Source organism: Streptomyces sp. NPDC034049, assembly GCF_055575575.1.
Genome location: NZ_JBVISJ010000001.1, coordinates 22,811 through 41,210, shown reverse-complemented (window position 1 = coordinate 41,210; position 18,400 = coordinate 22,811). Strand labels below are relative to the sequence as shown.

The 18,400-nt window shown below is 72.6% G+C and carries 15 protein-coding genes; 9 read left to right on the top strand and 6 right to left on the bottom strand.

The genetic code is table 11. The features are described from left to right. Positions 1-220: 220 nt before the first annotated feature. The 3 genes from ACZ52C_RS00180 to ACZ52C_RS00170 all read left to right on the top strand — a co-directional run bounded on the left by ACZ52C_RS00180 (position 221) and on the right by ACZ52C_RS00170 (position 5,270). On the top strand, positions 221-832 hold the full coding sequence (locus tag ACZ52C_RS00180; RefSeq protein WP_469072650.1) for an HD domain-containing protein: 612 nt from the start codon (positions 221-223) through the stop codon (positions 830-832). Between the two features lie 231 nt (positions 833-1,063). Then, positions 1,064-4,192: an AfsR/SARP family transcriptional regulator gene (locus tag ACZ52C_RS00175; RefSeq protein WP_469072649.1), complete on the top strand. Its 3,129-nt coding sequence runs from the start codon at positions 1,064-1,066 to the stop codon at positions 4,190-4,192. A gap of 421 nt (positions 4,193-4,613) precedes the next feature. After that, positions 4,614-5,270 (top strand): M15 family metallopeptidase, encoded by a 657-nt coding sequence (locus tag ACZ52C_RS00170; RefSeq protein ID WP_469072648.1) that lies wholly within the window; start codon positions 4,614-4,616, stop codon positions 5,268-5,270. A 186-nt stretch (positions 5,271-5,456) separates the two neighbouring features. On the opposite strand, the gene ACZ52C_RS00165 is transcribed toward ACZ52C_RS00170, so the two are convergent. After that, positions 5,457-5,798: a hypothetical protein gene (locus tag ACZ52C_RS00165; RefSeq protein ID WP_469072647.1), complete on the bottom strand. Its 342-nt coding sequence runs from the start codon at positions 5,796-5,798 to the stop codon at positions 5,457-5,459. Positions 5,799-5,874: 76 nt separating this feature from the next. Here ACZ52C_RS00165 and ACZ52C_RS00160 point away from each other — a divergent pair, with 76 nt between their 5' ends. Then, complete coding sequence (locus tag ACZ52C_RS00160) at positions 5,875-6,198, top strand: hypothetical protein (protein WP_469072646.1); 324 nt, start codon at positions 5,875-5,877, stop codon at positions 6,196-6,198. Positions 6,199-6,322: 124 nt separating this feature from the next. Here the strand turns inward: ACZ52C_RS00160 and ACZ52C_RS00155 are convergent, their stop codons facing one another. After that, on the bottom strand, positions 6,323-6,763 hold the full coding sequence (locus ACZ52C_RS00155; RefSeq protein WP_469072645.1) for a phosphatase domain-containing protein: 441 nt from the start codon (positions 6,761-6,763) through the stop codon (positions 6,323-6,325). Positions 6,764-6,766: 3 nt separating this feature from the next. Continuing rightward, on the bottom strand, positions 6,767-7,507 hold the full coding sequence (locus ACZ52C_RS00150) for a FadR/GntR family transcriptional regulator (protein ID WP_469073389.1): 741 nt from the start codon (positions 7,505-7,507) through the stop codon (positions 6,767-6,769). Between the two features lie 283 nt (positions 7,508-7,790). Here ACZ52C_RS00150 and ACZ52C_RS00145 point away from each other — a divergent pair, with 283 nt between their 5' ends. The 5 genes from ACZ52C_RS00145 to ACZ52C_RS00125 are packed head-to-tail and all read left to right on the top strand — an operon-like array spanning position 7,791 to position 14,439. Beyond that, complete coding sequence (locus tag ACZ52C_RS00145; protein WP_469072644.1) at positions 7,791-9,419, top strand: ABC transporter substrate-binding protein; 1,629 nt, start codon at positions 7,791-7,793, stop codon at positions 9,417-9,419. A 1-nt stretch (position 9,420) separates the two neighbouring features. Then, positions 9,421-10,380, top strand: coding sequence for an ABC transporter permease (locus ACZ52C_RS00140; RefSeq protein ID WP_469072643.1), 960 nt, complete (start codon positions 9,421-9,423; stop codon positions 10,378-10,380). 56 nt (positions 10,381-10,436) lie between these two features. Further along, positions 10,437-12,443: a dipeptide/oligopeptide/nickel ABC transporter permease/ATP-binding protein gene (locus ACZ52C_RS00135; protein WP_469072642.1), complete on the top strand. Its 2,007-nt coding sequence runs from the start codon at positions 10,437-10,439 to the stop codon at positions 12,441-12,443. Then, the gene (locus ACZ52C_RS00130; RefSeq protein WP_469072641.1) at positions 12,440-13,477 is read left to right on the top strand and encodes an oligopeptide/dipeptide ABC transporter ATP-binding protein; all 1,038 of its coding nucleotides are present in this window, start codon (positions 12,440-12,442) and stop codon (positions 13,475-13,477) included. Before ACZ52C_RS00135 ends, ACZ52C_RS00130 begins: the two co-directional genes overlap by 4 nt. A gap of 26 nt (positions 13,478-13,503) precedes the next feature. Further along, positions 13,504-14,439, top strand: coding sequence for a dihydrodipicolinate synthase family protein (locus ACZ52C_RS00125; protein WP_469072640.1), 936 nt, complete (start codon positions 13,504-13,506; stop codon positions 14,437-14,439). Between the two features lie 28 nt (positions 14,440-14,467). On the opposite strand, the gene ACZ52C_RS00120 is transcribed toward ACZ52C_RS00125, so the two are convergent. The 3 genes from ACZ52C_RS00120 to leuA all read right to left on the bottom strand — a co-directional run bounded on the left by ACZ52C_RS00120 (position 14,468) and on the right by leuA (position 18,165). Beyond that, complete coding sequence (locus tag ACZ52C_RS00120) at positions 14,468-15,238, bottom strand: hypothetical protein (RefSeq protein WP_469072639.1); 771 nt, start codon at positions 15,236-15,238, stop codon at positions 14,468-14,470. A gap of 254 nt (positions 15,239-15,492) precedes the next feature. Further along, a complete protein-coding gene (locus ACZ52C_RS00115; RefSeq protein ID WP_469072638.1) occupies positions 15,493-16,224 on the bottom strand; it encodes a TerB family tellurite resistance protein in 732 nt (243 codons plus the stop codon). A gap of 219 nt (positions 16,225-16,443) precedes the next feature. Beyond that, entirely contained in the window at positions 16,444-18,165 is a 1,722-nt protein-coding gene (leuA, locus tag ACZ52C_RS00110) for a 2-isopropylmalate synthase (RefSeq protein WP_469072637.1), read from the bottom strand. Positions 18,166-18,400: the final 235 nt, after the last annotated feature.

Sequence of the window (18,400 nt, the reverse complement as noted above, 5' to 3'; positions counted from 1 at the left end):
AATTCCTCCGCCTCTTCGGCGCGCCCGCCGAGTACCGTCCCCCGAGCCCTTCTCCACCTGCCTTCACGGTGCTCCCCCACCCCGTCGAATTTCACTCTTCGCATCTCCTCGATGACCTGCCGTGTCTAAACTCGGCTGGAGTCTGTCCCGTACAACTCCTGGTCGGCACAGAAGCGTTGGACCTTGACCGGCGAGCCCGGCCGAGCGGTATACAGAAGCCGTGCACGCGTCGCGCCCCGCCCACCCGACCGACCCCACCGATCCCCTGACCGCCGTCACCGACCCGCCCCTGCGGCCCCTGCCGGAGCGGGCCGCCGCGCTGCTGCGGAGCCTCGGTGCGCCACCCCGGCTCGCGGCGCATCTGCGGCTCGTGCACGACGTGGCGCACGAGCTGGCCGACTGGGTGGAGCGCCGCTGCCCGGAGCTGCCGTTCGACCGCGCGGCCGTCCTCTTCGGCGCGGCCACGCACGACATCGGCAAGGTCGCCCACACCGGGGAGCTGTCGGGCCCGGGGTCCGCGCACGAGGAGGCGGGACGGCGGCTGCTGCTGGAGCACGGGGTCGAGCCGGAGTGGGCCAGGTTCGCGGGGACGCACGCCGCGTGGGCGGAGCCGGGCACCGGGACCGAGGACCTGCTGGTCTCGCTGGCGGACAAGGTGTGGAAGAACAAGCGGGTGCGGGAGCTGGAGGACCTCGTGGTGGGCCGGCTGGCGGAGGCGAGCGGCAGGCCCGTCTGGGAGGAGTTCCTCGCCCTCGACGACCTCCTCGAACCGCTCGGCGCCGGCGCGGACCGCCGGCTGGCCTTCCAGGCGTCGTACCCCGTGCACCCGTAGGCCCGTGCTCGCGACAGCCACGGGCGGGTTCTCACAGCATCGTCACAGGTGGTCCTCACCTACGCGGGGAATCTCCGCGTCGTCCACCTAAGATTCCCTTCGGTTGCCCCGTTTTCCGACAACTCCGCGGCGCATCGCGCGTCCTGGGAAACCACACGCCGTACATGAGCGTCGAACGGTGCGTGAGCAACCGCTGTCCCGGCGGTCCGACAGCACGGAAGATGGGGACCCGTGGAGCTGGAATTCCGACTGCTCGGCCCGGTCGAGGCATGGCACGGTGACAGACCCCTGCGGCTGGGCGGCCCGAAACCGCGCGCGCTGCTGGCCGTGCTGCTGCTGCGGGCCGGACAGGTGGTGCCCGCCGACGCGCTCGTGGACGTGATCTGGGGGGACGAACCCCCGGACACCGCGCGGGCGCTGGTGCAGACGTATGTGTCGGCGCTGCGCCGGGCGCTGCCGCCCGAGGCGGCGGACGCGATCGAGACCAGGCCACCGGGATACGTGATGCGGCCCGGGGTCGGCCGCGTCGACCTGGCGGAGTTCGAGGCCCGCACGGCGGACGGACGGCGGGCCGCCGCCGAGGGCGACCACGCGGAGGCCGCGCGGCTGCTGCGCCGGGCGCTGGAGCTGTGGCGCGGCCCGGCGCTCGGCGGCGTCGGGGAGGCGCTGCGGGGCGAGGCCGGGCGGCTGGAGGAGGCCCGGCAGGCGGCCCTGGAGGAACGCATCGCCGCCGAGCTGGAGGCCGGCGGGCACGAGGCGGAGCTGGTCACCGAGCTGACCGCGCTGGTCGGCGCGCACCCGGCCCGGGAGCGGCCGCGCGGGCAGCTGATGCTGGGCCTGTACCGGCTCGGGCGGCAGGCCGAGGCGCTGGCCGTCTACGCGGAGGGGCGGGCGGTGCTCGCCGAGGAGCTGGGGCTCGACCCGGGTCCGGAGCTGAACCGCCTGTACGAGGCCATCCTGCGGGCCGACCCCGCCCTGCTGGCCACCACCACCCCGGCTCCCGCTCCCCGGCCGGCCGCCGCGCCGACGCCCCGGCCGGTGTCGCTCCTGCCGCCCGCCATCGGCGACTTCACCGGCCGGGAGGAGGAGCTGGCGCGGGTCGTCGAGGGGCTGACCGGCGCGCGGGAGGCGATGCCCGTCGTCGTGGTCTCGGGGGCTGCCGGGGTCGGCAAGTCCGCGCTCGCCGTGCAGGCCGCGCACCGGGTCGCCGGTGAGTACCCCGACGGGCAGCTCTACGCCGAACTGCACGGCTTCAGCGAGCCCGTGCCGCCCGCCGAGGTCCTCGGCCGGCTGCTGCGGGCGCTCGGCGCGGACCCGCCGGAGGACACCGCCGAGCGCGGCGACCTGTTCCGCAGCCTGGTCGCCGGGCGGCGGATGCTGCTGGTCCTGGACGACGCGAACGGTGAGGCCCAGGTACGGCCGCTGCTGCCGGGCAGCGCCAGCTGCGGGGTGCTGGTGACCTCGCGGGCCCGGCTCGGCGGACTCGTCGGGGCCCGGCGCACCGACCTGGACGTCCTGGACGACGCCCGCGGCCTCGAACTGCTCACCAGGGTCACCGGCCCCGACCGCACCCCGGACGACCCGCTCGAACAGGCCGCGGCCCGCCGGATCGTCGAGCTGTGCGGCGGGCTGCCGCTGGCCCTGCGGATCGCCGGCGCCCGGCTGGCCACCCGGCGGCACTGGACGCCCAGCGTGCTCGCCGAGCGCCTCGCGGACGAACACCGGCGCCTCGACGAGCTGTCCGTGGGCGACCTGGAGGTCCGGGCCGGTCTCGGCCTCAGCTACCAGGCCCTCGACGTGTGTGCCCGGCGCGTCCTGCGCCGTATCGCCACCCTCGGCTCGGCCGATGTCGCCGTATGGGCGGTCGCCGCGCTCTCCGGCACCTCGGAGGACGAGGCCGAGGAGATCCTCGAACGCCTCCTGGACGCCCAGTTGATCACCTGCCCGGGCCGGGATCAGGTGGGCCAGCCCCGCTACCGCCTGCACGACCTGGTCCGCGTCTACGCCGCCGAACGCGCGGAGGCCGAGGACCCGTCCGACGACCGCACGGCAGCGGTGGGCAGGGCACTGAGCGCGGGCCTGTGGCTGATGGACCGGGTGACGGAGAAGTCCCCGTCGGGCGCGGTCACTTTGCGACAGGGCTTCACCCCAAAGGGGCGCGGGGCCGTGACACATGCGGCTCCGCCGCGCGGGCGCGATCAACCCCACACAACCGAAAGCCGCGAACCGACCGCACCCCCCACCCCCGTAGGCGCCCAAACCACCCACCGCGCCCTCACCGACCCCTTCGCCTGGTTCGACGCGGAAGCCGACACCCTCACCACCGCGGTAGAGCGCGCGGCGGCGATGGGCCTGCACACCCTCGCCTGTGAAGCGGCAGCGGCGTTGTGCTCCTCCTCGTTCGCCATCAAGAACCGCTTCGACGCCTGGTGGCGCAGCCACGACGCGGCCCTCGCGGCGGCCCGCCGCGCCGAGGACCGCTCGGGCGAGGCCCTGCTGATCATCGGCCTGGGACAGCTCCGCTACGAACAGGACCGCATCGCCGAGTCGCAGGAGTACTTCCGCACCGCCGAGCGCGTCTGCACCGAACTCGGCGACGTGCGCGGCCGCTCCGCCGCCCTCGCGGGCCTCGGCAGCGCCTGCCGCGAGGTCGGCGAACTGCGGGACGCGGAACGGGCGTTGACCGACGCCGCCGACGGCTTCCGGCGGATCGGCGACGACACCGGTGTCGGCGTCGCCTGCCGGTACGGCGGTTCCGTGCGCCTCGAACTCGGCGACCAGCAGGGCGCGTTCCCTCTGCTCGACGAGTCGCTGCGGGCCTACCGGCGGCTCGGCAGCCGGCGCGGCGAGGCGCTGGCGCTGCGCACGCTCAGCCTGGTGCACCGCTCGCTCGGCGCGTACGAGGAGGCCGCGCGCGTGGCCGAGCAGGCGCTGGAGATCCTGCGCGACCTCGGTGACCCGCACATGGCGGCGTACGCGCTGCGGGCCCGCGCCAAGGCCCGGATGCGGCTGGGGCACGTCCGGGAGGCGGAGACGGAACTGCACGAGATCCTGGAGGTCTGCCGGACCCACGAGGACCGCTTCGGCGAGGCGCTGACGCTGCGCACGCTCGGCGAGTGCGCGCTGGCCGACGGCCGGCTGACGGACGCGGAGGGGCTGCTGACCGCCTCCGCCGCCCTGTGGGGCGTCCTCGCGCTGCCCCTGCCCCGGGCCCGCGCCCTGCGGAATCTGTCGGTGGTCCGGGCCGCGCTCGGGGACCGGGACGGGGCGCAGGCGCTGCGCGCCGAGGCCATGGCGGTGTTCCACGCCTGCGAGGCGCGCGAGCGGCACGAGCCGTGGCCGTGGGTCCACTCCCCCTGACGCCGTAGGGGACCGGCCGGGGCGGCAGGCCGATCTGAAGCGCGTACGGGGATAGGTGAACACGGGTGCCGGAGGCGCGTTCTGGACTGTCGCGCAGGCCGAAACCCGCTTGCGGCCGACTTGCAGAGAACTTCCAGCGGAGTGCGCCATTCTCGTTGTTCTCGGGGGAACAACGGATCGGCCGGGCGACCACCGCCCGGCCGGTCGGCCCACCGGAGCGCACAGGGGACGGACCGGTGGGAACGTGACAACAGTGGGATCGCACGCGCAGGACGGGCTGGGGGGACGCCCGGAGCCAGGCCACGAACCACCACTCAAGGGGGGAAGCCCCCGGGGAGGGACATCAGGGGATCAAGTCCCTCCCCGGGGTGCTGCCACACACCCCGACGCATCGCATCTCCCGCCCGGTGGAAGACGACGTATGCCTTCGATCATCCTCATGAGCGACCCCGAGGTCGCCGGTGTCCCGGTCCAGGAGTGCGGTGAGCCCCTCGTCGATCTGAGGGAGCTGCCCTTCGTGGTGGTCGACTCCCGTCAGGCCGACCCCGAGGGGGCGTACGCGCACCTGCGCGAGGGCGTCGCCTGGCGCCTCGCGCGCGCGGCCCGGCTGCTGCCGGACGGGCTGCGGCTGCTGGTCACCGAGGGGTACCGGCCGCTGGAACTACAGATCGAGTACTTCGAGCGGTACGCCGCCGAGCTGCGGCTCGCCAACCCGGACTGGTCGGAGGAGTACCTCCACGTCCAGACCAGCCGTTCCCTCTCGCCGCCGGAGATCGGGCCGCATGTCGCGGGCGCCGCGGTCGACCTCACCCTGTGCACGGCCGCCGGGGAGGAGCTCGACATGGGCACGCGGCTGGACGCCAGCCCCGAGGAGAGCGACGACGCCTGCTACACCGACGCGCCGAACATCTCCGACACCGCCCGCCGAAACCGGCGCACGCTCGCCGCGGCGCTCAGCACGGCCGGGCTGGTCAACTACCCCACCGAGTGGTGGCACTGGTCGTACGGGGACCGGTACTGGGCGCTGATGACGGGCGCGCCGAACGCGCTGTACGGCCCCGCGAGCACCGGCCCCTAGCCGCGTCCGCCACCTCACCGGCCCGCCGGGCGACCCGGGCTCCCGGCCCCGTCACCCCTACCCGTCCCATCCCTGAGGGCTGCACCCCGTCCTCCCTGCCGCCTCGGCGGCAAACCCCGTAGCGGGGGTCAGGGGCAGCACCTTGTGGATGGGACGGGCAGGGGTGGCGGGGAGGGACCGCCGGCCTCAGCGGACCTTCTCCAGAGAGGCGTGCACCGTCTGCTCGGAGCCGTCGACCTTGGCACCCGTGTAGGCGAAGTCCAGCGTGCCGTCCGGCATCGGGGTGAGGGTGATCCGGCCGCCCTTCACACAGTTGCCGGACTCGATGTACTCGCCGAGGGAGAGGGCCTCGCTGACCGCGTCCACCGCCCACAGGGTGAGGTCGCCCTGGCAGCGGGAGCCCTGCATCTCGTAGTGGACCTCGCCGATGTCCTCGGTGACGGCGCCCCCGGTCAGTTCCAGCCGCACGCGGTAGGAGTCGGTCGAGTCGCCGTTCGACCCGCTGTCGGACTCCGTGGCGATCCCCACCCAGGTTCCGGCCAGCTCCGGCGGCAGCCCTTCCGACCGGATGACGGGCTGCGGGGGTGTGGGCGTAGGGGTGGGCGTGGGTGCGGGTTCGGGCGTCGAGGGCGGTGTCGATATCGCGGAAGGGGTGGGGGTGGGGGTGGCGATCGGGGTGGGTGACTGCGCCGGCGCCGACGTCCGGCCGGACGAGGGCGCCGCCTCGGGCCCGCTCTTCTCGGTGTCGGCGCTCATCAACCCCGCCGTGACGGTCGCCGCCGCGGTGATGACGGCCGCGACGATGATCCCGACGGTGTGCCATCGGGAGTCGGACGGGGAGGGTGGCGTGGGCGGAGAAGGGGGTGTCGTCACTGACGGCCTCGGAGGTGGGTTCGACGGGCGTGTTCCGGCCGGATCGCCGGAGTGATCTCCGCCTCATGGTGCCGCCCGAACTCACCTCACGGACCGCTTTCCTCGGATTACCTGCCGAATATCGGGAAGAGGCCATGAAGAAACGATTTACCGGTCTCGCCCCGGTCGCCCCACGAGGTTCAGCCGAATCTCCGTACGTACCGCCGCTGCCACGGCGTCTCCACCGCGTGCCGGTCGTAGTGCCGGCGTACGTACGCCACGGCCTCCCCCGGCGGTACGCCGTCGAGGACCGCGAGACAGGCCAGCGCCGTGCCGGTGCGGCCCCGGCCGCCGCCGCACGCGAGCTCGACCCGGTCGACGGCCGCCCGTTCCCAGACCTCGCGCAGCACCCCGGCCGCCTCCACCCGGTCGCCGGGCAGCCGGAAGTCGGGCCAGCGCAGCCAGCGGGACTCCCAGGGGACGCCGGGCGGTTCCTTGCCCAGGAGGTACACGGCGTAGGTGGGGGCGGGGCCGTCGGGGAGCGGCCGGCGCAGCCCCCGGCCGCGCACCAGCCGCCCGGAGGGCAGCCGCAGCACACCGGCGCCGGCGGGGTCCCACGGCTCGACCGAGGAGCGCTCCATGGCCTAGCCCACCCCCCGCGAGGCCTGCGCCGCTCTCGCCTCGATGCCCCGGAAGTGGTCGGACATCGCCCGCTGGGCGCCCTCGACGTCGCGGGCGCGGAGCGCGGCCACGATGTCCCGGTGGCGGCGGACCGTCAGCTCGGGCGTGGGGTCGTCGGTCCAGCCGCGGGCGCCCGCGACCCGCCGGAAGACGGTCCAGAAGGCGCCGAGGAGCTGGGGGACGAGGGCGTTGCCGAGGGAGGCGTAGAGGAGTTCGTGGAAGTCACGGTCGAGTTCGGCGACGGGTTCGCCCGCCTTCCCGGCCGCCTCCATCCGGTCGACGACGGCTTCGAGGGCGTCCAGTTCGTCGTCCGTGAGGGTGCCCGCGACCCGTCGTACGAGGCCGTCCTCCAGGACTTCGCGGACCTGGAGGATCTCGGCGAGGGCGGCGGTGTCGCCGTCGGGCCGGGCCAGGGTGCGGAAGGTCAGGCCGTCGACGAAGGGGGTGAGGGAGGCCTCGCCGACATAGGTGCCGTAGCCGTGCCGGATGTCGACTATGTCGAGGGCCTGGAGGGCCTTGAGTGCCTCGCGGACGGAGTTGCGGCTGACGCCGAGGTCCTCCATCAGCTCCGTCTCGGTGGGCAGCGGCGCTCCCGCCTGGAGCCTGCGGTCGAGGATGAGCTGCATGACCTCGTGCTGGATCTGGCTGCTCACCCGCCGCTCGGGCCGGCGTGTGCCGCCGCTCTCCTGAGACATGCGCCGCATCGTACGCTCGCCGGACATCCGACGTCCCACCTCCGGACGGGAACCGCGTGGACTGGCCAGGGGAACGCCAGGTTAACGCCCCGTGATCAGCCTGGGAAACCCTCTCCCAACGGACCCTCAACTGTCGTTATTTCCTACCGCAGTTGATCCGCCATTGGTCGCACCTCTGGCACGTACGCCATTCGTGTGCGCTCTCTTGACCGCCCCCACGGGCGCTCCTAAGGTCACGCTGCCCCCTGTAGGACGTAGGACGTCGTATCTCCTCTCCCCCTCTGGAGGAACCGTGCGCGACGTGATCCGTGACGCCCCGGCGCCGAGCCGCCGCTCGCTCCTCAAGCACTCCGGCGCGCTGGGCGCGGCCGCCGCCGTCTCCTCGTCGCTGGCCGCCTGTTCGGCCGGGCCGGAGTCCACCAACGACACCGGTGACCCGGGCGGCGGGAACGGCACCCTGACGGCCGTCATCGGCTACGGCAACGACGGCAGCTGGGACCCGACCCAGACCGCGTCCGCCTTCTGCATGGCCGCCAACCACCACATCTACGAGGGCCTCCTCGACACCGACCCGCTCTCCCGCGAGCCGTACGCGGCGCTCGCGACGGCCGTGCCGGGCGACGTCGGCGGCACCTCCTGGCGGTTCGAGCTGCGGCCCGGCGCCACCTTCCACGACGGCACACCGGTCACCGCCGACGACGTCGTCTTCGTCTACGACCGCATCCTCGACCCCGGCACCCAGACCCTCGCCAAGGGCTTCTTCGCGAGCTGGTTGAAGGAGGTCAGGAAGATCGACGAGCGGACCGTGGAGCTGGTGCTCAGGTTTTCCTTCCCGGACGGCCTCGCGCGGCTGACGCTGGCGAAGATCATGCCGAAGCACGTCTTCTCCCGGCCGGGCGCGTGGGAGGAGGCCATCAAGGGCAAGGCGATCGGTTCGGGACCGTACCGGCAGACCGCGCACCACCCGAAGTCCAACACCACCTTCGAGGCGTACGCCGACTACAACGGCCCCCGCCCGGCCGCCTTCGGGAAGATGAACTGGCTGACCATCGTGGACGCGGCCCCCCGCGTCGCGAAGATCTCCGGGGCGAGCGCGGGCGCGCAGATCGCCGACAACATCCCGTACGCCAACATCGGACAGCTGGAGAAGAGCGGTATGTCCGTCCAGGGCGGCTCCGGGATGAACAACCTCTTCCTCATGTTCAACACCGCGCGGAAGCCCTTCGACGACGTACGGGTGCGGCAGGCTCTGCACCACGCGATCGACCGGGACAAGATGATCGAGGTCGCGCTGAAGGGGCACGGGAAACCGGCGAGTTCCTTCCTCGACGAGGGCAATCCGAGCCACCGGCCGGCGAAGAGCGTGTACGCGTACGACCCGGACCGGGCGAAGGCCCTGCTCGCGGAGGCCGGGGTGAAGGGGTTGCGGATCGAGATCCTGGCGGTGAACGTCAGCTGGATCGTGGACTGCCTGCCGACGATCAAGGCGTCCTGGGACGCGATCGGGGTCGCCACGACGCTCTCGCCGCAGGAGACCACCGCCGTCTTCACGAAGCTGGACCAGAAGCAGGACTACCAGGTGGTGGCCGCCGCCTCGAACCCCAATCAGTTCGGCCTCGACGCGGATCTGATCATGCACTACAACTACGGCCCGCAGAACCTGTGGATGCGGTACGCGCGGTGGGCCGACGATCCCGTGGCCAGGGCGCTCTTCAAGGACATGGACCGCGCGACGCGGGAGCCGGACGCCGACCGGAAGAGGGCGATGATCCAGGACTACATCGACGTCGTCGCCGAACAGGCCGTGCTCTACCCGGTGGTGCACAACGAGCTGATGACCGCGTGGAACCCGAAGCGGCTGTCGGGGATAAGGGCACAGCCGTATCCGGGGATCAACCTGCTCCAGGCCAAGTGGGTCTAGCGTGGTCGCCGTCGTGCGCATCCTGCTGCGGCGGATCGCGCTGCTCGTCCCGCTGCTGCTCGGGATAGTCCTGTTCGTCTTCGTCGTCATGCGGTTCTCGGACGTCGATCCGGCGTCCGCGTTCTTCCAGGGGGCCAATCCCACACCGGAGCAACTGCACGCGTTCCGCGAGGAGAACGGACTGCTGGACCCCCTGCCCGTGCGGTACGCCGGATTCGTCGGCGATCTGCTGCACGGGGACATGGGGATCAGCGCGCTCACCCGGGCGCCCGTGCTCGACCAGGTGACGACCGCGCTGCCGCTCACGCTCCAGCTGACCTTCCTCGGGCTGGGCATCGCGGTCGTGCTGGCGCTGCTCGGCGGGGTGACGGCGGCGATCCACCGGGACCGGCTGCCGGACCAGCTCATCCGGGTGGTGTCGCTGACCGGGGTGGCCGCGCCCGGGTTCTGGCTGGCGCTGCTGATGATCCAGTACCTGGCGGTGGAGGCGGGCTGGTTCCCGACGGGCGGGTACGTCAATCCGGCGGACTCCCTCACCGGGTGGCTGGAGACGATGACCCTGCCGGCGCTCGCGCTGTCGCTGCCGGTGGCGGCGCAGCTCACCCGGATCGTGCGGACGGCGGTCGTCGAGGAGTTGGACAAGGACTACGTGCGGACGGCGATCGGGAGCGGCCTGCCGCCCCGGGTGGTGGTGGGCCGCAACGTGCTGCGGAACGCCTTGATCAATCCGCTGACCGTGCTGGGGCTGCGCGTCGGCTATCTGCTCGGCGGCGCGGTCGTCATCGAGACGATCTTCTCGCTGCCGGGCATGGGCAAGCTGATGATCGACGCCGTGAAGAACGGCGATCCGGCGGTCGTCCAGGGGGTCGTCCTGACCACGGCCTGCGGCTTCGTGGTCGTGAACCTCGTCATCGACGTCCTCCATCTGCTGGTGAACCCCCGCCTGAGGGAGGCGAGTTGACGCCCATCGAGGGATGCGGTCCGCTGTCCCGACGCCCGGACGGGAGCTGATGCCCGATGTTCGGTCTGATCGTGACCACGCGCAGGCGCCTGACCGAGGCCCTCTCCCGGCCCGGTGTCCGGGCGCGCTCCTGGCGCGGGCTGCCGCCGCTGACCCGGATCGCGGTCTGCTTCCTGGCGGTCGTGGTCCTCACCGCGCTCCTCGCCCCGTGGCTCGCGCCGCACGACGCGCTCGACCAGCAGACCCTGGTCGGCGGCACCGGCGCGCCGTCCGCCGGCCACTGGATGGGCCAGGACAGCCTCGGCCGGGACATCCTGAGCCGGCTGATGTACGGGGCCCGCTGGTCGCTGGCGATCGGGCTCGGCGCGACCGGGCTGGCACTGGTCGTGGGGGCGGTCGTCGGGGCCGTGGCCGCGACCTCGCGCAAGGCGGTCGACGAGACCCTGATGCGCTGCCTGGACGTGGTCATGGCGTTCCCCGGCATCGCGCTGGCCGCCGTCCTGGTGGCCGTCTTCGGCGGCGGAATCACCGTGCTGATCTGCGCGATCGCGTTCCTGTTCACCCCGCCGGTCGCCCGGGTCGTCCGGGCCAACGTCCTCGACCAGTACGGCGAGGACTATGTGACCGCCGAGCGGGTCATAGGGGCGCGCACCCCGCACATCGTGATCCGGCACGTGGCGATCAACTGTGCCGCCCCGGTGCTCGTGTTCTGCACCGTGCAGGTCGCCGAGGCCATCGTCTTCGAGGCGTCGCTCTCCTTCATCGGCGCGGGGGTGCGGCCGCCGGACCCGTCCTGGGGCAGTGTCATCGCGGACGGCAAGAACATGGTGCTGACCGGCGGCTGGTGGGCGACCGTCTTCCCCGGCCTGCTGATGCTGGTCACGGTGCTCTGTCTGAACATCCTCTCCGAGGGCGTCTCCGACGCGTGGGCCGCGCCGGCCGCACGGGAGACGGGGCCGGTCTCAGGTGAGCCGGGGCCGGTCGCACGGGAGGCGGGGCCGATCTCACGGGAGCCGGGCGGCGACGAGGTCACGGAGCTGCCCGGCCTGACCGAGGCGGCCGCGCGACTGCGCGCGCGGGCCCGCCCCCTCCCCGAGGGCCCGCCGGTGCTGTCCGTACGGAACCTCGCGATCGGCTTCGACGCCCGGCACCGGGGCGTGGACATCGTCGACGGCATCGGCTTCGAGGTCCGCCCCGGTGAGGTCCTGGGCCTGGTCGGCGAGTCGGGCTGCGGCAAGTCGCTGACCGCGCTGACGGTGATGGGCCTGCAACCGAAGGGCGCCCGGGTGCGCGGACAGGTCCTCTTCGGGGAGCGGCAGTTGGTGGGCGAGCCGATGCGGGCACGGCGTCGGCTGCTCGGCCACGAGATGGCGATGGTCTACCAGGACGCCCTGTCCTCCCTCAACCCGGCGATGACGATCCGCGCCCAGCTGAAGCAGGTGGTGCGCCGGGGCGGCACGCGCTCCGCGCCCGAACTGCTGCGCCTGGTCGGCCTGGACCCCGACCGCACCCTGCGGAGCCACCCGCACGAACTCTCCGGCGGCCAGCGCCAGCGCGTCCTCATCGCGATGGCGCTGTCCCGCGACCCCCGGCTGATCGTGGCCGACGAGCCCACCACCGCGCTCGACGTCACCGTCCAGGCGCAGATCGTGGAACTGCTGCTGCGGCTGCGCGAGGAGCTCGGCTTCGCGCTGATCCTCGTCTCGCACGACCTGGCCCTGGTCGCGGACGTGACCGACCGGGTGGTGGTGATGTACGGCGGGCAGATCGTCGAGACGGGCGTGACGGCGGACCTGGTGGAGCGGCCCGCCCACCCCTACACGCGCGGGCTGCTGGGCAGTGTCCTGTCGCTGGAGTCGGCGGCCGAGCGGATGACCCAGATCAGGGGTGTCGTCCCCGCCCCCGCCGACTTCCCGACGGGCTGCCGCTTCGCCGACCGCTGCCCCCGGGCGAGCGCGGTCTGCCGTACGGGGGCTCCCGCCCTGCTGGGCACCCGTACGCACACGGCGGCCTGCCACCACCCGGCGGTGGACCTCGGGGACGGCGGGGAGGTGACCAGGTGAACGCGCTCGTGGAGGTCTCCGGCGCCCATGTCGTGCACCGGGCGCGCGGCGGCGGGGTGTTCACCCGAGACCGGGTGTACGCCCTGACCGGCGCCGATCTGGTGATCGCGCCCGGCGAGACGGTGGGCGTGGTGGGCGAGTCGGGGTGCGGCAAGTCGACGCTGGCGAAGCTGCTGGTGGGCGTGGACCGGCCGACGTCCGGGACGGTGGCGTTCCGGGGGCGGGACCTGTGGTCCATGTCGGCGGCCGAGCGCCGGACGACCGTCGGCGGCGGCACCGGCATGATCTTCCAGGACCCGTCGACGGCCCTGAACCGCCGGCTGACCGTCCGCCGGATCCTGCGGGACCCGGTGGATGTGCACCGGCGCGGCACCCCGGCCGAACGTGAGGACCGGGTACGGGAGTTGATGGCCCTGGTCGGCCTGCCCCCGGCACTCGCGGACGCCCTGCCCGGACAGCTCTCCGGCGGCCAGCGGCAACGCGTCGCGATCGCACGGGCGTTGGCGCTCGACCCGGAGCTGGTGGTGGCGGACGAGCCGACGAGCGCGCTGGACGTCTCCGTCCGCGCCCAGATCCTCAACCTGCTGCTGGACCTCAGGGAACGCCTCGGCCTGGCGCTGGTCTTCGTCTCGCACGACATCCAGACGGTACGGCGGATGAGCGACCGGGTGATCACCATGTACCTGGGCCGGATCGTGGAGGAGACCCCGGCGGCCCTGGTCACCGGCAGCGCCCGGCACCCGTACACCCGCGCCCTGTTCTCGGCGACGCCCGGCCTGCTGGATCCGATCGACCCGATCCCCCTGGTGGGGCCCGTCCCGTCGGCGACCCGGCCGCCGAGCGGCTGCCCGTTCCGTACCCGCTGCTGGAAGGCGGACGAGGTCTGCGCGGAGATCGTGCCGGACCTCACGGCCGCGTCGGCCCCCGGACACCGCTTCCGCTGCCACCATCCTGTGCGGGAGACGGACTCGACGCGCGACCTGGTCGCCCAGGCGGTGGCCGCGTCGGCGCCGGGATCCGTACCCGACGCGTAGCGATGTCCTAGCACCAGGGAGCCGCCATGACCTTGCCCACCCCGCTGACCGGTGTCGTCCCGCCCGTCTGCACGCCCCTGACACCGGACCGCGAGGTGGACGTCGCCTCGCTGGTCCGGCTGGTCGACCATCTCGTGGCGGGCGGTGTGGACGCGCTGTTCGTGCTCGGCTCGTCGTCGGAGGCGGCCTTCCTGACGGACGCGCAGCGGCGCGTCGTCGTCGAGACGGTGGTCGGTCACGTCGGCGGGCAGCTCCCCGTCCTCGCCGGGGCGATCGACATGACCACACCGCGCGTCCTGGACCACGTCCGGGCCGTGACCGCCGCCGGAGCGGAGGCCGTCGTGGCGACCGCCCCCTTCTACACGCGCACCCACCCGGCGGAGATCTCCCGCCACTACCGGCTGCTCGCCGCAGGCTCCCCCGTCCCGGTCCTCGCCTACGACATCCCGTCCGCCGTGCACTGCGGGCTGCCCGCCGAGGTGGTCCTGGAGCTGGCGGCGGACGGGGTGCTGGCCGGCCTGAAGGACTCCAGCGGCGACCTGGCCGCGTTCCGCAGGGTCGTCACCGGCGCCCGCACCGACCCCGCCGTCACCGGCTTCAGCGCCCTCACCGGCTCCGAGCTGCTCGTCGACTCCGCGCTCGCCCTGGGCGCCGACGGCGCGGTGCCGGGGCTGGCGAACGTCGACCCCGCCGGCTACGTCCGCCTCTTCCGCCTCTTCCGTGCCGGTGACCTGGACCGCGCCCGCGCCGAACAGGAGCGCCTGTGCGCCCTCTTCGCCATGGTCACCGTCGGAGACCCGACCCGCATGGGCGGCTCCTCCTCCGCGCTCGGCGCCTTCAAGGCCGCCCTGCACCTGCGCGGTGTCATCGCCTGCCCGGCCACGGCGGACCCCCAGATCCCCCTGTCGGAGGCGGAGACCGAGCGGGTCGGCAAGCACCTGGCGGCGGCGGGCCTGCTCTGAGGCGCCGTGCGCGGGGGAGTGACCCGGTCTACGTCACCGTCGGAACCCTGAAGGAGAGCACGTCGATCGCACCGACGGACCGCCACTGGTGAGCGCCGTAGCCGTCCCAGCCATCGGCCGCGCGGTCCCTGGCGAACCTGTCCGCCTGCTCGCGCGAGACCAGACACACGTAGTAGATCTCGGTGATGCCCTTCGCCCCGTCATACCCGACCTGCCGTTTCGTGTCCTCCCAGCAGCCGTCGCCGTCCGGGGTCACGAGAGCGGCCGGATAGTACTGATGCGAGCCGGGGCGGCCTTCCTCGTCCCGCGTGTTCCTGTCCGGCTGCCGTACCAGGTACAGGACCTGACCGTCGGGCACGGACACCTGGAGCCGGCCCCGCACACTGATACCGGGGTTCGCGTCGCCGTCCACCCTGGTGAGCACGCTCGGCTTCCGGTCGGCGAGCAGCTTGGGGTGCGGTCGCTGGGCGGCGGGCCGGGCCCAGGCGTCCTCCGCGCCCTCCAGCCGGTCGAGATCACACGGGTCGCTGCTCGGCGTCGCGGAGACGGTGGCCTCGGGACCATTACCAGAACTCTCCTCGGAACCGCCGATCATGTCCGGAAGCACTTGGATCGCCGCCGCCACGACCGCCGCCAACGCGCCGATGACGGCGATCAGAACGGCTATGCCCTTCTTCCCGGAACCGGCGTCCTGGCTTCCGCCGTCCCCACCGTCCCCGCTTGCCCCTCCACCTCCGTTGCCCGGAGTCAGCCCGTTCTGGTCGGCACCGCCACCCGACCCCGCACCCGTCTGCGACATGGTCCTCCCCGTTCCCGAGGGATCATTGATACCGCAGCATTTCGCGCCCGCCCAGCCGCGCACGGGGGCGCGGTTTCCGGCCGCTGTTCACTCTCTCGCGCCCCCAGCGTGCGCCCGAGTGGAAGCCGGGCGGGGACCGGCGCAGAGCGCGCGTACGACTTCGGTACGTGGGTGTGAACGACGGCAGCCGGGACCGGGGCCCCGTCAGCGGCTGTGGCTGTGGCCGTAGCCGCAGGGGTGGTGATGGCTGGGCGCTAGGACGGGGTCCGGGCCGTCGCGAGGAGTCGGGTCACGTCGTCCGCGCAGATGGTGAGCGCCGCGCCCACCGTGGCCAGCGCGTCCCGTTCCGCCGGGGTGTACGGCCCGTCCGCGAGGGCGATGCGCGCGCCCTGGAGCAGGATCGCCTCGCGGCCGGTCGGGGCGAGGTGCGGTGCCAGCGGGTCCAGGGCCTCGTGGAGCTCTATGGCCAGACCGGGGCCGCAGGGTTCGCCGTGGACACGGCCGGTGTCGGCGGCCAAGGCCTCGACCAGGGCGCCGAGTTGGTCCTCGGTGCAGTCGTCGAACCCGGCGGAGCGGACGGCGGTGGCGGCGACGGCGAGCGAGGTGCGGGACGAGGCGCCGCCGGCCGCGAGGACGGCGAGGGCGACCGTGTGGACGGCGTCGCGGAGCATCGCGGAGAAGCGGGTGGTGGTGGGGTGGTCGAGGACGTCGAGGGTGTAGTGGTGGCGACAGGCCGCGCATTCGACCACGGGCCCGGTCTCGCCGCGGGGCAGCACGGGGACGCCGAGGAGGGTGAAGCGGCGGCGGCCGGTCAGGCGCTGGTAGTTGCGGTCGCCTCCGCAGCCGGGGCAGAAGAACTCGCCGTCACCGACGCCCGTCCACGCGATCCGGGTGCCCAGCACGCGCGAGAAGCCGGTGGCACGGCTGGTCCGCCCGTCGCGGGCGAGCGCGGCGGCACGGCCGATCGGGTCCCGTCCTGGCAGCACGTCGCACCTCCGTCACTCCCCCACACACGGCCCTTTGGGCGCGGGAAGTGCCCCCTCGGCATCATCGCCGCGCTTGCGTGATGTTAGCCACATCGGTGAGGCGCAGTCAGTACTCCGGACGAGCCCTACCCGCGACCTGCACAGGGTTTGGCCGGTAAACGACGGGCCCCGTCCGCCGGAATCCGGCGAACGGGGCGTTCAAACCGCCGGTCAGGCTGGTCAGCGGGCCGCGCGGTTGACGGCGGAGACGACCGCCTTCAGCGACGCACGCGTCGTGTTCGCGTCGATCCCGATGCCCCACAGGACCTTGTCCTCGATGGCGACCTCGATGTAGGAGGCGGCCTGCGCGGAGGCGCCCTCGCTCATCGTGTGCTCCTGGTAGTCCAGCAGGCGGGCGTCGATGCCGATGCCCTGCAGCGCGTGGAAGAACGCGGAGATCGGGCCGTTGCCGGTGCCGACCAGGGTGGTCTCCACGCCGTCGACCTCGGCCTCCACGGTCAGCGTGTCCACGCCGTCCGCGTCGGTGGTCGACTGGTTGGTGCGGACCTGGACCCGGCCCCAGGGGTTCTCGGGGTTCGGCAGGTACTCGTCCTGGAAGACGGCCCAGATGTCGGAGCCGGTGACCTCGCCGCCCTCGGCGTCGGTCTTCGCCTGGATCAGCTTCGAGAACTCGATCTGCATCCGGCGCGGCAGGTCCAGCTTGTGGTCGTTCTTCAGGACGTAGGCGATACCGCCCTTGCCGGACTGCGAGTTGACCCGGATGACGGCCTCGTAGGACCGGCCGACGTCCTTGGGGTCGATCGGCAGGTACGGGACGGCCCACTCGATGTCGTCGACCGTCTTGCCCTGCTCCTGCGCGGACGCCTCCATGGCGTCGAAGCCCTTCTTGATGGCGTCCTGGTGGGAGCCGGAGAAGGACGTGTAGACCAGGTCGCCCACGTACGGGTGGCGCGGGTGGACCTCCATCTGGTTGCAGTACTCCCACGTGCGACGGATCTCGTCGATGTCGGAGAAGTCGATCTGCGGGTCGACGCCCTGGGAGAACAGGTTCATGCCCAGGGTGACCAGGTCGACGTTGCCGGTGCGCTCGCCCTGCCCGAACAGACAGCCCTCGACTCGGTCGGCGCCGGCCATCAGCGCCAGTTCGGCGGCGGCGACGGCGGTGCCGCGGTCGTTGTGCGGGTGGACGGAGATGCAGACGTGCTCGCGGCGGGAGATGTTGCGGCCCATCCACTCGAAGCGGTCCGCGTGCGTCGACGGCGTCGAACGCTCCACCGTGGCGGGCAGGTTGAGGATGATCTCGCGGCCCGGACCGGGCTGCCAGACGTCCATGACCGCCTCGCAGACCTCCAGCGCGAAGTCCAGCTCGGTGTCGGTGAAGATCTCGGGGCTGTACTGGTAGCCGAACTCGGTCTCGGGGCCCAGCAGCTTCTCCGCGTACTCCATCACCAGCCGTGTGCCGTCCACGGCGATCTGCTTGATGTCGTCCTTGGAGCCGCGGAAGACGACCCGGCGGAAGACGGGGGCGGTGGCGTTGTACAGGTGGACGGTCGCCCGCTTGGCGCCCTTCAGCGACTCCACGGTCCGCTCGATCAGGTCCTCACGGGCCTGGGTCAGTACGGAGATGGTGACGTCGTCCGGGATGACGCCCGGCTCCTCGATGATCGACCGTACGAAGTCGAAGTCCGTCTGTCCCGACGCGGGGAAGCCGACCTCGATCTCCTTGTAGCCCATCTTGACCAGCTGGTCGAACATCCGGCGCTTGCGCTCGGGCGACATGGGGTCGATCAGGGACTGGTTGCCGTCACGCAGGTCGGTGGAGAGCCAGCGGGGGGCGACGGTGATCCGGTTGTTCGGCCACGTGCGGTCGGGGATGTCGACCTGCTCGTAACGCCCGTACTTGTGAATCGGCATGGACGTGGGCTGCTGGCGGTTCGCCATGATGCGTGGGCTCCTCGATGGTCCGGTCACTGCCGGGAAGGACGGCCGACGACACAACGCCAAAGCACCGCGGGGAGGGGGTCGGCCTCTAGTACAGGCCCTCGCCGCGGCAGCTAAGGAGAAGCAGCCCGAAACGCATGATGCGGAGCAGCTTAGCCGAGCCGTTTCTGCCGTGCGGGGTCGTATCAGTATGCGGGACCAGAGAACCGATCCGGACAAAAGGTGCGCAAGACCA